The sequence below is a fragment of the Photobacterium sp. GB-72 genome (assembly GCF_003026095.1).
GTDB lineage: Bacteria > Pseudomonadota > Gammaproteobacteria > Enterobacterales > Vibrionaceae > Photobacterium.
Genome location: NZ_PYNV01000009.1, coordinates 97156 through 112711, shown reverse-complemented (window position 1 = coordinate 112711; position 15556 = coordinate 97156). Strand labels below are relative to the sequence as shown.

Below are 15556 nucleotides of genomic sequence, written 5' to 3'. Positions count from 1 at the left end.
TTATTTTCACACCTTCCTATAAAATAAGAGCAATTATCAACGTAGTGCGGTGGCATTTCATCCCAATTTCCATTGAATAAATAAATCTATTATCAAATAAACAACAAAATACTGTATTTCGATTTAATAACATCCATCGCTATTATAAAATTAATCTATATTTAAACTTTATTTTTATTCCTTACGTTAACCATTATCACAGTAATGAATAATTGAAGAAAAGGATGCTTAAAATGAAACCGATTTATATTGGTTTAGTTACCGTAGTTGCCAGTTTTAATACCGTTGCAAAACCGGTGGATTGGACACCAGGTATCAGTGGTGATATCTCGCTCTTGGCTGCATACACTAAAACAAATTCACAGTTTGATTCTGATAATGTCACCACCTCAAATTTGAATTCATCAGGTGATGATCAAGGTCACACACGTATCGCCCCACTTGGTACACTTTCATATACTTTCAGCAATGCTAAACAGCAATTATTTTTTGGTACTGATCGTTCTGATGTCGCTTTAGGGCGTTTCCATACTGAGCTTGGCTTTCGCCAACAACTTCAAGGAAACGGCACTGTTTCGTTAAGTTACATTCCTGGATTATTAGAATTAAAAACATGGCAAAACCCCTATTTAACAGGGGAGCCACGTGTAAAAACAGGAAGTAATGTAAAAGCGGTACGTGCGCAGTGGGACAATATTGCTGGCTCTATGTACTCATTAGATACTGCATATGGTCGTTATGAAGTAGATCAAGAAAAAAGTGGAGAAGGCTTAGCTATCGATCAAAATCTACTAGATAGAAACGCAAAACTCTTTTTTGTAGAAGGAAGCCACCTACTTCCACTGAGTCGAACACAAATGCTTCGTACCGCATTAAACTACAGTGGTATTGATGCTGACGGTAAAGCAATGTCTGCCGATATTTTTGGGGGTTCAGCCACTTTTATTCAACTCTTCCAGCGTTCAAGCCTAGCTTTTACTTTAAGTTATAAGAAAGCTTTGTTTGATGCAGAAAACCCTATTTTTGATAAGAAACAAGAAGAAGACCGTTTAGGTGCCTTCCTAGCTTATGAATACAAACAACCATTTGGTTGGAAGAATTGGGGCGTTGTTTCATTAGTGGGCTACAACACCACACAATCAAATATCAACTTCTATGATGCAGATACTATGCTTGTTAGCTTAGGTATGAACTACACCTTCTAACAACAATAAATGCCATCCCTTCTTCATTGTAAGCGATGAAAATTATGGCTCTGTTATGATACAGAGCCATAAATTTTACGAGACATAACACTACTTTTCTATTAGATTAACAGCACTTTACCAAAGTTAAAGAAACGTTACTGAGTATTATGGCTGTTAATAATCGCACTGCCGATGCATCACAAGAATCTCTGCATCGAATTTTTACAGTACCGGAAGCCCCAGATTCAACACTGGGTATGATCGAAAAAGAGCTATCAGAAAACTTAAATGAATTTCTGCGTACTCACATTGCTGCAACAGAAAAACCACTACTCGAAATAGAGAAAGACTTCTCCGATCCAGCAATCCCTGAAATACCGAGCTTTGTCTCCGAGCATACCCAATTTCTATTAAATAAGCTGGTTTCGCAATCAGTCCACACCTCAGCGCCAAGCTTTATCGGTCACATGACTTCTGCCCTGCCTTACTTCATGATGCCGCTCTCTAAAATCATGATCGCGCTGAATCAAAATCTCGTAAAAATCGAAACCTCTAAAGCTTTCACTCCTCTTGAGCGACAAGTTTTAGGAATGCTTCATAAGCTCATCTTCAATGAAAATGAAAGCTTCTATCAGCAATGGATGCATAGTGCTGACCATTCCTTAGGTGCTTTTTGCTCTGGTGGCACAATTGCTAATATCACAGCATTATGGGTAGCAAGAAATACAGTCCTAAAACCTGACGGGGATTTTAAAGGTATTGCCCAAGAAGGATTATTTCGTGCGATGAAGCACTACGGTTATGATGATTTAGCGATCTTAGTGTCTGAACGTGGCCATTACTCGTTAAAGAAATCAGCAGATGTATTAGGCATTGGTAGAGATAGCCTCATTTCAATTAAAACTGATGATGATAACCGTATCAACATCGACCACCTACAGTCGACGTTAGCTGATCTGAAACAGCGTAACATTAAACCCTTCGCCATTATTGGTATTGCAGGCACAACAGAAACAGGCAATGTTGATCCTTTAGATCAATTAGCAGATATTGCCACTGAGCACGATTGTCATTTCCATGTTGATGCAGCTTGGGGTGGCGCGACATTAATGTCTAATAAGTACCGTCATTTATTGAAAGGGATTGAACGCGCCGACTCTATTACAATCGACGCTCATAAGCAGTTGTATATTCCTATGGGTGCGGGCATGGTGATCTTTAAAAACCCAGAGCTCATGACAGCAATTGAACATCATGCTGAATATATTTTGCGTAAAGGATCGAAAGATTTAGGTAGTCACACCTTAGAAGGGTCACGAAGCGGTATGGCTATGTTGCTATACGCTAGCATGAATATAATTAGTCGCCCTGGCTATGAATTGTTGATTAACAATAGTATTGAAAATGCACGTTATTTTGCTGATTTAATTAAACAACAAATAGATTTTGAGTTAGTTACTGAGCCTGAACTGTGCTTGCTGACTTACCGTTATGTTCCGGAAGCGACGCAAGAAGCATTGTTAATCGCTACAGATGAAGAGCGCGAAACATTACTGGAGTTACTTAATGACTTAACCAAGTTCATCCAAAAACGTCAGCGTGAATCCGGTAAATCATTTGTATCTCGTACCCGCATTACACCGGAAAAATGGCAGCATAAGATAACAACTGTGTTCCGTGTCGTATTAGCAAACCCACTCACAACAGAGACCATCTTACAAAACGTGCTAAGCGAACAACGTCAATTAGCAAAAGAAAGTACCATTAGTCTGCCAAAAATAGAAAACTTAACCGCAGAAATAATGAGAAAAAAGACCGCAAATCGATATAAATAAGCTGTTTATCTATATTATTTTTTTATTATTTAGTGTTAACGCCCAGTTTTACTGGGCTTTTTGCATTTTATAACCATTAACAATCAAAAAATTCTATGTCTATCTTATGAATAATCTGCAAATCAACTATGAACAGCACATTATTGTAGTATGAATAGCTTCAATAATTGGCCAAATATCTACTTTCATCTCTCGCATACTGTTTCTTATTTCTAAGATAAGTATTCATTGCTCTATTTTGAGCACTGTTCAATAAATTGCCTTATTCACATTCTGTCATTATTTTTTTGTGTTGTTAACGATATGATCTCAATGTTGTTCTTTATTCTCATTACTAATGTTAATGAAAAGTTTAAATAAATGTATGCATTTGAGAATGGTTAACAATTACAGTTTTTGGTTAAAAAACAAGCAAAAAGACACCTCTTCATTGATTGATTTATATCAAGAAATTAGCTCATTTTTTTCTAGAAAAAAGGCCATATCACCGAATGATATGGCCTTTTTATTTCAAAATGTTTCACTGCAATATGCAATTTTTGATATCAGTTATATCTAGTATTGAAGGAAATTAATCCCCTGCAAACATATATCCTTCACCGTGAACGGTAACAAAAATCTGTGGGTTCTTTGGATCTAGCTCCATTTTAGAGCGCATACGACGAATTAAAACATCAATAGTTCTATCGTTTGGCGCTTCGACTCTATGGCTTAACATATTTAAAATACGTTCACGACTCAACACTACATTTGGGTGTGAAGAGAAGGCGACTAATAACTCATATTCCGCTTTAGTTAGCTTCACCGGAAGACCATTATGAGTCAGCGCTCGTTTGTTAATATCGAACTGCCATTCGCCAAAACGAATGATGTTATCTTCTTGCATTTCGACCAAGGTTTCGTCACGTGCTTTTTCCACTAAGGTTATGCGCCACAACAAGTTTTTCACTCGAACAAGGAGTTCGCGAAGCTCAAAAGGCTTAGTGACATAGTCATCTGCACCCATCTCTAAACCCACAATTCGATCGATACTATCAGTACGTCCTGTGACCAAAATAATACCCACTTCAGAGCGACTACGAAGCTCACGTGTAAGCATCAAACCATCTTCGCCAGGAAGGTTAATATCAAGCATGACGAGGTCGATTTTTTCAGTCGCCATGATCTCTCGCATCTGTGCGCCACTATCCGCTTGGCTAACCTTATATCCTTCATTCTCAAAATACCCGACCAGCTTAGTACGGGTAACAATTTCATCTTCCACAACAAGTACGTGATGAGTCATGTTTGTCTCTTTTAGTTTTTTAGGTGTTCTTACGAAACGTTAGCACAAACCGTAGTTATTCACAATTTGTCATAAACATGAGTTTGCTATTCATTCGTACCGTTAACCTTATTCACATCGTGGACATAAGATTACCCCATAAAATTTATAACGTCACCGTAGCTTACGGTGGGCATTCATTCTTAAATGGAATCATTCAACATGAAAAAACTTTGGCAGATGTTGACAAAACCAAGTAGCAAGTATTCGATTCTTGCTCTTGTATTTGTTGGTATTGTTATCACCCTTGTTGGTATCTTTGCTGCACATAAAGGTTTTGAGCACGCATCAACCAATGAATTCTGTATCGGTTGTCATACCATGCAGCAAAACTTCGATGAGTATAAAGAATCTGTTCACTTTAAAAACGCTTCTGGTGTTCGTGCTGATTGTGTTGACTGTCACCAACCTAAAGATTTAGTTGGTATGGTTCAAACTAAGCTGATGGCATCAAAAGACGTATATAACCAATTTATTACTAAAAAGATTGATACGCCTGAAAAGTTTGAAGAGCACCGTTTAGAATTAGCTCAAATGGTATGGGATCGAATGAAAAAGCAAAATTCGAGTACCTGTAAGAGCTGTCACAATTACTCTGCAATGGATCACGCTAAACAATCACCTGAAGCTGCTGCTGCAATGACAGACGCTGCTGCAAAAGACATGAACTGTATCGAGTGTCACAAAGGTATTGCACACGAACTACCAAACATGGCTGGCGGCTTCCAGAAAGACTTCCAAGGCCTACAAGCAGAAGCAACTGCACAAGGTGCAACCGCTGACAAGCTTTACTCTCTTGGTGAGAAAGATATGTTCGCCACTGACGATGCTAACGCTAAATCAGAAGGTAAATTACTACCAGCGTCTGAAGTAACGGTACTTGAACGTAAAGGCGACATGCTAAAAGTTGAAGTAAACGGCTGGCTAGAGAAAGCGGGTAAAGGTCGCGTTATGACAGAATACATGGGTAAGCGCGTATTTAAAGCGACTATCCGTGGTGACATTAAAGCTAACGAGAAAATTATTAAGGAAGAAACTGATCCAGCAACTGACATCGTATGGCAGAACGTAACAGTACAAGCATGGATTACTAAAGCTGACATGATCGATAGCATCCAGCCTATCTGGAACTATGCAGAAGAAATGTACGGCTCTACTTGTAACGCTTGTCACGCGGCGCCAGCACCAGGCCATTTTACTGCAAATGGCTGGATCGCAAGTCTGAAAGCCATGAGCTCTTACTACCGTCTGTCTAAGACAGAAGAACGTACGCTACTGAAATATCTTCAGAACCACGGTAGCGATACAGGCGGTGCAGGTGCGCACTAATCCTGCAGCCTAATAACAAATAAATGATAGGCGGGTGATATCACTATCCCCGCCCCATCGATAAAAATTAAAGTTTAAGGATTCTCCAACATATGGCGACTCAAACTCATAAAACTGGCATCTCACGCCGCCGCTTCCTATCTGGCCTTGCAATGGCAAGTGCTGCATCGGTTGTAGGTCCTAGCCTTCTTGCTCCTCGTAAAGCAATGGCTGCAGAAGAAGCAAAAGCAGCGTTTTCTGGCGAAGTGTTATCTGGCTCTCACTGGGGTGCATTCCGCGCTAAAGTTGTTGACGGTGTTTGGACTGAAACAACGCCATTTGAAAAAGACAAGAACCCAACAGATATGATCCAGGCGGTACGTGAAGTGGTTTATAACCCTGCACGTGTTAAATACCCAATGGTACGTATTGATTGGCTAAAGCAAGGCTACAAGTCAGATACAACACAGCGTGGTAATAACCGTTTTGTACGTGTGCCATGGTCTCAAGCGTTAGACTTCTTCTACCATGAGATGGAGCGTGTTCAGAACAACTTCGGTCCAAGTGCACTGTACTCTGGTCACACAGGCTGGCAATCAGTGGGTAAACTGCATAACGCAGGTACCATGATGAAGCGTGGTGTTGGCCTTCACGGTACCAGCCTAGGTAAGATGGGTGACTACTCAACAGGTGCTGCTCAGGTAATTCTTCCTTACGTTGCTGGCGCAATGGAAGTTTACGAGCAACAAACATCATGGCCACTAGTACTTGAGCACACTGACACTATCGTTATTTGGGCATCTGACCCAATTAAAAACCTGCAAGTGGGTTGGTTAGTACCAGACCACAGCCCATACCAGTACTATGATCAACTTGCAGAGAAAGTGAAGAATAAAGAAATCAAAGTGATCTACGTCGATCCTGTGGTTTCTAGCACACAAAAAGTGGTTGGTGGTGAGCAGATCCGTGTTAACCCACAGACTGATGTTCCATTAATGCTTGCTATTGCACATACGCTATACACTGAAAACTTATACAACAAAGACTTCATTGCTGATTACACAACTGGCCTTGATAAGTTCATGCCTTACGTTCTTGGTAAGACTGACGGTGTTGTTAAGAACCCTGAGTGGGCTGAAAAGATCTGTGGTATCAAAGCTGATGATATCCGTGCTCTTGCGCGCACAATGGCAAGTGGCCGTACGCAAATCATCGGTGGCTGGTGTCTACAACGTATGCAGCACGGCGAACAGTACGCGTGGATGCTCGTTGTACTTGCAGCAATGCTAGGTCAAATCGGTTTACCTGGTGGTGGTTTCGGTTTCGGCTGGCACTACAATGATGCAGGTTCAATCACCTCGAATGGTCCACTAATGTCAGGCTTTAGTGGTGTTACAGGTGTTGCTCCAATTCATAACGGTTCATTTAACGGTTACTCTACTTTCATTCCAGTTGCTCGCTTTGTTGATTGTATCGACAACCCAGGCAAGACCATTAACTACAATGGTCAGAAGATTAAGTACCCTATTATGAAGATGGCGATCTTCAGTGGTAACAACCCATTTGGTCACCACCAAGATCGTAATAAGATGATCAAGGCTTGGACTAAGTTAGAAACTGTTGTATCGATTGAGCACCAGTGGACAGCAACTTGTCGTTTTGCAGATATCGTATTACCTGCAACAACAACTTACGAGCGTAACGATATCGAACAGTACGGTAACCACTCTAACGCAGGTATTATTGCCCTTCGTAAGATTGTTGAGCCAATGTACGAATCGAAAGATGACTTTGAGATTTTCCGTGAGCTATGTTCTCGCTTTAACCGCGAAGAAGCATTCACTGGCGGTAAGACGCAAATGGAAATCATTGAAGAGATCTACAACGGTGCGCGTCTGCAAGGCCGTGGTCTAGGCGTTCGTATGCCTAACTTCAAGAAGTTCTGGGAAGGTGAAGGTTTCATCGAGTTCCCTGCGGGTAAAGAGTGGGTTCGCCACGAATCATTCCGTAAAGAACCTGACCTTGAGCCACTAGGTACGTCTTCAGGTATGATCGAAATCTACTGTAAGACTATCGCAGATATGGGTTACAAAGACTGTCAAGGTCACCCAATGTGGTTTGAAAAGACTGAACGTAGCCACGGTGGTCCTCGCTCTGATCGCTTCCCGATCAACATGCAGAGTACGCACCCGAAAGATCGTCTACACTCACAGTTATGTTCGTCAACGGATTTCCGTGCGACTTACGCTGTTGCTGAGCGTGAGCCTATCTTTATGAACACTGAAGATGCTGCTGCTCGTGGTATCAAATCTGGCGATATCGTACGTGTATACAACGACCGTGGTCAGGTATTAGCAGGTGCTGTTGTAACAGATGATTACCTACCAGGTGTTTGTCGTCTACAAGAAGGCGCATGGTACAGCCCATTAGAAGGCGGTAAAGTAGGTACTATCTGTACTTACGGTGATCCAAACGTATTAACAGAAGACATCGGTACTTCTAGCCTAGCGCAAGCAACATCTGCAGCTGCTGCCCTAGTTCAGATCGAGAAGTACACAGGTGTTGTTCCTGCAGTAACAGGCTTTAACGGTCCTATCTATGAAGAAGGTATCGACCCACTGTTCCCTGCTATGGATAAGTAATTTTACTTAGCTAGTTGATTAAAATAAGGCGATGAACGAAAATTCATCGCCTTTATTTCACCTTTTTAAAATAGATTCCAATATAATGTCTTAAGTTATATTTGAATGTGTTTTATCTGTCTGGAGTGACAATGCAAGAATTTATTGCTTTCAACGAACAACGTGCAGAGATCTACTGGTGGATGTCATCACTTTTCGCTCGCGAACTCACTGATGCAGATCTACATGAATACCACGGTGGTGAAATGTACACATTCCTTTCAGGCTTAGGCATGACCGAGGAATTAAAAGCCCCCGTTGAAGCTTTTCGCGAAGTAATTAATCAATCAAACACACGTCCTGATGAACAACTTGAGCTAGCGGCAGATTTCTGTGGTTTATTCTTAAGTACACCAAAAACAGGCGCGCTGCCTTACGCATCTATGTATGTAGGTACTTCTGGTTTACTTAACGATAAGCCAGCACAAGATATGAATGTACTAATGAATGATTACGCGATTGCACAGCGTAAAGAATTCAATGAGCCAGCCGATCACCTTGCGGTTGAATTGGATTTCATGGGTAACCTTATCATCATGGCAAACCAGCAAGAAACTGAAGAAAAGCGTGAAGAGCTAATGCAAGCACAGCTTTCTTTTATTAACACTATGCTGCTTAACTGGTTACCACTGTTTGTGAAAGAGTGTCAAAACCGAGATCAATTTGGCTTCTATGCTGCAGCGGCTAATTTATTATTGGCATTCTGTAAACTTGATGCGGCTTTCCTTGCCGGTGAATAATCAAGCAACATGTTAATAATTAAACCTCAGTATCGACTGAGGTTTTTTCTATCTGCATTTAAAATACACAAAAAAAACTAAATACTTCTAATTTTCTATTTTTTCCTCTCTCGTTAAATATTATTTATTTTTTATCCGAAAATTAAGTTGCATATTCAAGCATATTATTCGCATTTGAAATCAATACCACTTATTACGTTGATATTTTTAATCTTTAAATTTCAAAACCTTAAGCTCACGATTGACACCGCAAATTAATGAAAAGAATTCTCATTAAGAATATCAATGAGTTATTTATGCATCCCGCCATTTTTGATTTTTTATATTGTCATACAAAAATCAAAAATCTGATATAGATCAATCATCTCTCATCATTACAAGCATAAGATCTGTACGCTATTCCCTTAGCGTATAAGTATTCATAATAAACAAGGTTGATAGATGGACTCGCATGCAGCCCTTTTCGAGCTAGGCAAGAAGCGTCTTGCAGAGTTACGAGCAATGAAACCTCTTCGTGAGGAATCATTCAAAGATAAATTAGAACAAAATGGCATTACCCGTCGTGACTTCATGATTTGGAGTGCCACTATTACATCCCTACTGGCTTTACCTTTACCGTTTAGCACCATGGTTGCAGAAGCTGCAGAGCTTTCCGATCGCGTGCCTCTTATCTGGTTAAGTCTTGCAGAATGTACTGGCTGTTCTGAATCACTAACACGTACAACCACGCCAGATATTAGTACCCTTTTATTTGAACATGTTTCTCTTGAATACCAAGAAGTATTAATGGCAGCGGCTGGTCAACAAGCTGAAGAAAACCTCGAAAACGCAATGAAAGCGTACAAAGGCAAATACCTATTAGCAGCAGAAGGCGCAGTTCCTACTGCTAATAACGGTATTTATCTTACGCTTGGCAGCAAAGCTGAAACCGGTATGTCACTGATAAAGCGTGTGGCTAACGATGCAGCAGCCGTTATTTGTGTGGGTACTTGTTCTTCTTTCGGTGGTGTACAGGCAGCTCGTCCTAACCCAACGGGTGCGAAAAGCGTAGGTGCCGTGATTGATCGTCCAGTGATTAACGTTGCAGGTTGCCCACCAAACCCAGCCAACATCACGGGTACATTGATGTACTACATTATGTTTGGTCGTCTTCCTGCTCTTGATATGTTTAACCGTCCTAAGTGGGCATATGGCGCACGTGTGCATGATAACTGTGAGCGTCGTGGCCACTTTGATGCCGGTGAATTTGTCACTGAATTTGGTGATGACAACGCAAAGCAAGGGTACTGCTTATTTAAAATGGGTTGTAAAGGTCCATACACGTACAACAACTGCCCTACTGAGCGTTTCAACGCGCACACAAGTTGGCCTGTTCTTGCCGGTCATGGCTGTATTGGATGTTCTGAACCAGATTTTTGGGATGAAATGGCGTATTTCGAAAAACCATTAAGCCGTCAACCTTTACATGGTTTAGATGCCACTGCCGATACCATTGGCGCTGTGACATTAGGCGTTACTGCTATAGGTATTGGTGCTCACGCAGTGAGTAGTATTTTTGCAAAGAAAGTCGAGGAATAATTCATGAGCAAGCGTGTCGTAATCGATCCCATTACTCGTATCGAAGGCCACTTACGCATCGAAGTTGAACTTGATGCTAACAATGTTATTGAAAAAGCTTATGCCTCTTCTACCCTGTTCCGTGGTTTAGAGATCATCATGAAAGGCCGTACACCTTATGATGTAGGCCTATTAATGCAGCGTATTTGTGGTGTATGTACATCATCACACTACCTATGTGGCACATTAGCGGTTGAAAATGCCATTAATGCCCAAGTGCCTATTAACGCGAAATACATTCGTAGCTTGATTTTAACGTCACTTGAAATGCACGACCACATTGTTCATTTCTACCTACTACACGGCCTTGACTGGGTGGATGTGGTTTCTGCATTAAGTGCCGATCCTGCAAAAGCGGCACAAGAAGCAATGAAGTGGTCAAAAATACCAATGGCCGCGGGTGAAGGTGAACTACGCGCAGTACAAGAAAAAGTACAAGGCTTAGTAAACACAGGTAAGTTAGGCCCATTTGCTAACGCATACTGGGGCAACAAAACATATGCATTTACACCAGAGCAAAACCTAATTGGTTTATCTCACTACCTTAAAGCACTTGAAGTTCAACGTATTGGCGCTGAAATGATGGCAATTTGGGGTGGCAAAAACCCGCACCCACAATCTATTGTTGTTGGTGGTGTAACTTGTGTTCGTGACATGTTAGATCCTGCTCGCCTACAAGAGTTTAAACAAAAGTTTGTTCATGTCGCTGAATTTATTGAACGTGCCTACCAAGCGGACATTTTGATGGCGGCAGCGGCATTTGGCAAAGAGCCAAGTGTATTAGGCGGCTGTAACGTTAGCACTTTCATGTGTAGTGAATCTATTCAACTAAACGAAGAAGATCAGCTATTTACTGGCGGTGTTATTCGCAATAAAGATCTAACCAAAGCAGAAAAGGTTGACCTTAGCCTGATTGCTGAAGACGTGACCCACTCATGGTACAACGCTGATAAACCACAGCACCCATTTGATGGTACAACGATTCCTGAGCACACTCCGTTTATTGAACGTGACACCTTAGAAGGTAAACGTCCAACGATTAACGAAGCCGGTAAATATTCTTGGGTTAAATCGCCACGCTATAACGGCGAGCCTGTTGAAGTAGGCCCACTAGCGACTATTGCTGTGAACTACGCAAAAGGTAATCCATACGTTGTACCAGTTGTTAACGAGTTCTTAAAAACAACAGGATTACCTGCTGGTGCGCTATTTACAACATTGGGTCGTACAGCAGCACGTATGCTTCATACCTTGATCATTGCACGTAATGGTTTAACTACCTTTGAATCTATGGTCGCCAACCTAAATTCAGATCAAACTACGTACATTGAACCAACCATTGATCCTAAAAAAGAATACAAAGGTGTAGGTGTGATTGAAGCGCCTCGTGGTTTATTAAGTCACTGGTTACGTATTAAAGACGGTTTAGTTGAAAACTATCAAGCGGTTGTTCCTACCACATGGAACGCAAGCCCAATTGATGGCAACGGCAAAATTGCACCTTATGAAGCTTCTTTAGTCGGCTTAAAGTTAGAAGATCCAACTAAGCCTCTTGAAGTTCTTCGTGTGATCCACTCATTTGACCCATGCATGGCGTGTTCAGTACACGTGATGGATTACAAAGGCCAATCTTTGAGTGAATTCCGTATTCCAGCACAAGCAGTGTAAGGAAGGAATTTATGTCAACAGATACAGTGTTGTACAAACGATCCTATGTTTTCTCTTTTATTATACGTCTATGTCACTGGCTCCGTGCTTTTGCCATATTTGGTTTGGTGATCACAGGCTTTTATATTGCTTGGCCATTTTTGGTTGCGCCAGATAACACCAACGTATTAGAGCAAGGCTGGGTACGTTTTGTCCATGAAGTACTGGGGTTTGTCCTTATCGCTGTCACGTTAATTCGTGCTTATTTGTTCTTCTTTAGCCGCAGTAATGTTGAAAGACGTTCAGTAAAAGATGCTGTAAGTCCGAATAGCTGGGTAAAACAAATCAAAGCCTATTTTTGGGTTGGACAACCACCCCATCATGGTGCTTACGGCCCGTTACAGTTAGTGGTTTATGCGGGTATTTCTATCGCCGCTATTTTCATGTGTGTAACAGGTTTAACCTTGTATGCCAACGTGTATCACCTCGGTATGGGAGGCCTATTCTGGCAGCCAGCTGAGTGGGTAACCTATGCGATGGGCGGATTAGCTAACGTTCGTGAATGGCACCACATTGTAACTTGGGCGTTCATCGTGTTTGTCTTAATTCACGTTTACATGGTGATTTGGACAGGTATTCGATTCCGCAATGGCTCCGCTGACGCCATTATGTCGGGTTTTGATTACCACCCAGTGCACATTAAAGATAAGAACAAGGGTAACGACCCTGTTCAGCATCAAACTCACCAAACAAACACTGACCATAAAGGCCACTAGCACTAATGAAGATATTGCTACTTGGTATTGGCAATGTCTTGTACGCCGACGAAGGAGTCGGCGTACATTTCGTCAATTACCTCACCGAAAACTACCGCTTTTCACACCCAGAACATCAGATTGATCTCGTGGATGGCGGTACCCTTGCGCATAGTTTGATCCCAACCTTAACCCAATACGATCACCTTATTGTGATTGATACTGTTAATGCTGCTGGTGTAGATGCAGGCGAAGTCTACTTTTTCGATTTTGATAAAGCACCACCTGAGATCGACTGGCAAGGCAGTGCCCATGAAGTAGAAATGCTGCAAACATTGATCATGATGGAATTGGTCGGCGATCGCCCTAAAACATTCGTATTAGGTGTTACCCCTACTGTACTCGAGCCGATGCATTTAGGACTAACACCTAAAATTTATGCTGCTATTCCTACCATGGAATCAGCCATTCTGAATCATTTAACGGATCTGGGCATTAGCTGCGAACGTGTGAACAATATTGAGATTAATAGCTTGATCCCAACCGCTTATAAACGAGGAGTAGAGGCATGAAATTAATTCAATTTTCTTTTAAATGCTCACGCCAAGTGCCGTTTTATGCGCAATTATGTAATGACTATTTAGCCAATGAGCCTTATGAAATTACCGTTGGTTTTGTTAAAAATCGTTATCTAATTGAAGCGGTCGGTGAACAAGCACAACTTGAAGCATTAGCTGAAAAAATTGCCAATGATTTCCTGCTTTCCATTTGGTTAGTTGAATCTAAAGTGGAAGAAATCATCCATCGTGAAGGCAGTGTTGTTCCTCTGGTTAATACTCAACACCACTTACCTTTTTGCCAACATTGCGAACCATTGTTAGGCGATAACCAATCGCCACGATTTGGTGAGCTAGCATTACCTTGTGCATGTTGTCATGGTGAGCAGCGTTTACATCAAGCAATTAGCATCAACCAAGTAAAAGTTTGGGCTAATGATATTCTTACCACTGGCAATGTGTTATTTACCTTAACCACAGAGCAAGGTAAACATCAGGTATTCCAACTCAGTACAACACCGGTTTTAACCTCATCGCAGGAACGCCCACAAATTCTGATCTGTAATCCTAATAATGTACCTTCGCATTTCTTTACTCCATCAGAGCACGTACTCGCGTTATCAAGCCTTGAGAAACCGCGCGTGACTGTACAACCCAGAACACAGCATCGACAGTTACAAGCCCCCTTGTATGATTTGTGTTTTAGCTATAATCGCGTGCTCACTGTACTTACTGAAATTTTACGTCAACAAGGCGTTGATTTCGTATTTATTGATACCAACCATTGGCAACCCTTAATTACATGGATTGAAAAAGGTTGGAGCCAAGTCGATAGCGATCCTGAACTTGATCTTCCTGTGTCAATCAAAGCACTTGAACCCTTACACGATCAAGCCTGTATCAATGGCTTAAATGCCTATTGGCATAAACGTCGTATTCATTTCGATTATAAGCCGAATCATCCAAACGATGTCCCCTCTCATGCACTGCCTATTTGTGCGCTGCATGGCGGTAATATTGAATCAGGAAATGGACGAAATACCGCGGTTATTTATTTTGGTCGATACGCCGCAGGTGAGATTGTTTGCCAAGATAAATTTACCCGTACAGATAGCTTTTTAGTTTTACCTAGCTTGCCACAAACAGGTCATGAAATTATTCGCCTAATGGCAGCAGGAGAACAAGCAGCGATTCTTGCCAAATTTAAAGAATCGCTACCTTATAGCTATCAAGCCCTAAGCCAAATTAACCTTGCTGATAGTCATAATCAGCTATCAGGTTTATTTGCTGTTGCTGCCACCATTCTTGGCTTATCAACATCGAGTACTAATAGTATTCAATACTTAAACGATGCACTGATCGCTAAAGCATTACAAAATAGTGGTCAAAAAGGTCATCGTGTTGATTATTCATTAGATATGGTGAATGGCAAACGCACGATTGAATGGGCAAAAACACTGGGCAGCCTAATGAGTTTTTGCTTAGTTGTTGATGATTCAGAGCTTGATAAACTTGCTTTTGGTATCATGGATTCACTGGCTGACTATATTGCTAACTGGCTAGAGCGTATAGATGAAACCACGGGGTTAAATGCTGTTGTTTTAGCTGGCAGTGATTTTGCCAATGAAGTGTTGACTGAACGCCTATCACTCCGTGTGGGTAAAAACTTTGCAATTACTGTTAACCGTCAATTAGAACTCGATGGTAGCAACCTAAGTGCTGGCGCGTTATACCTAAAAATGCGTCGACGTTAATTCAATTAAAGCTCTATTTAGCTTTCGATAAATAGAGCTTTAATGGTCAATTCACATAACAACGTTCTCATTAATACATGAGTTATTAATTCCTGCTTATTCTTGCTATATGAGAACATAACATTGCAAATGATTATCATTAATGTTTGAT

At 41.2% G+C, this 15556-nt stretch carries 11 protein-coding genes; 10 read left to right on the top strand and 1 reads right to left on the bottom strand.

The window, feature by feature from the left end:
• Positions 1–233 precede the first annotated feature (233 nt).
• On the top strand, positions 234–1205 hold the full coding sequence (locus tag C9J40_RS11875; protein WP_107246974.1) for a DUF2860 domain-containing protein: 972 nt from the start codon (positions 234–236) through the stop codon (positions 1203–1205).
• Between the two features lie 149 nt (positions 1206–1354).
• Positions 1355–3022 carry a pyridoxal-dependent aspartate 1-decarboxylase PanP gene (gene panP, locus C9J40_RS11870; protein ID WP_107246972.1) on the top strand — a complete coding sequence of 556 codons (1668 nt, stop codon included), beginning with the start codon at positions 1355–1357 and terminating at the stop codon, positions 3020–3022.
• A 571-nt stretch (positions 3023–3593) separates the two neighbouring features.
• On the opposite strand, the gene torR is transcribed toward panP, so the two are convergent.
• Positions 3594–4307 (bottom strand): two-component system response regulator TorR, encoded by a 714-nt coding sequence (torR, locus tag C9J40_RS11860; RefSeq protein ID WP_107206424.1) that lies wholly within the window; start codon positions 4305–4307, stop codon positions 3594–3596.
• 201 nt (positions 4308–4508) lie between these two features.
• Here torR and torC point away from each other — a divergent pair, with 201 nt between their 5' ends.
• From torC to C9J40_RS11820, 8 genes are all read left to right on the top strand, one after another.
• Positions 4509–5675 carry a pentaheme c-type cytochrome TorC gene (gene torC / locus C9J40_RS11855; RefSeq protein ID WP_107246971.1) on the top strand — a complete coding sequence of 389 codons (1167 nt, stop codon included), beginning with the start codon at positions 4509–4511 and terminating at the stop codon, positions 5673–5675.
• A 92-nt stretch (positions 5676–5767) separates the two neighbouring features.
• Entirely contained in the window at positions 5768–8296 is a 2529-nt protein-coding gene (torA, locus tag C9J40_RS11850; protein ID WP_107206422.1) for a trimethylamine-N-oxide reductase TorA, read from the top strand.
• A gap of 131 nt (positions 8297–8427) precedes the next feature.
• A complete protein-coding gene (gene torD / locus C9J40_RS11845) occupies positions 8428–9075 on the top strand; it encodes a molecular chaperone TorD (RefSeq protein WP_107206421.1) in 648 nt (215 codons plus the stop codon).
• Positions 9076–9516: 441 nt separating this feature from the next.
• Complete coding sequence (locus C9J40_RS11840) at positions 9517–10653, top strand: hydrogenase small subunit (RefSeq protein WP_107206420.1); 1137 nt, start codon at positions 9517–9519, stop codon at positions 10651–10653.
• Between the two features lie 3 nt (positions 10654–10656).
• Positions 10657–12360 (top strand): nickel-dependent hydrogenase large subunit, encoded by a 1704-nt coding sequence (locus C9J40_RS11835; protein WP_107246969.1) that lies wholly within the window; start codon positions 10657–10659, stop codon positions 12358–12360.
• 11 nt (positions 12361–12371) lie between these two features.
• Positions 12372–13115, top strand: a complete 744-nt coding sequence (cybH, locus tag C9J40_RS11830) for a Ni/Fe-hydrogenase, b-type cytochrome subunit (protein WP_107206418.1) — start codon at positions 12372–12374, stop codon at positions 13113–13115.
• 5 nt (positions 13116–13120) lie between these two features.
• Complete coding sequence (locus tag C9J40_RS11825) at positions 13121–13666, top strand: HyaD/HybD family hydrogenase maturation endopeptidase (RefSeq protein ID WP_107206417.1); 546 nt, start codon at positions 13121–13123, stop codon at positions 13664–13666.
• Entirely contained in the window at positions 13663–15405 is a 1743-nt protein-coding gene (locus C9J40_RS11820; protein WP_107246967.1) for a hypothetical protein, read from the top strand. The genes C9J40_RS11825 and C9J40_RS11820 overlap by 4 nt, the downstream gene beginning before the upstream one ends.
• Positions 15406–15556 lie beyond the last annotated feature (151 nt).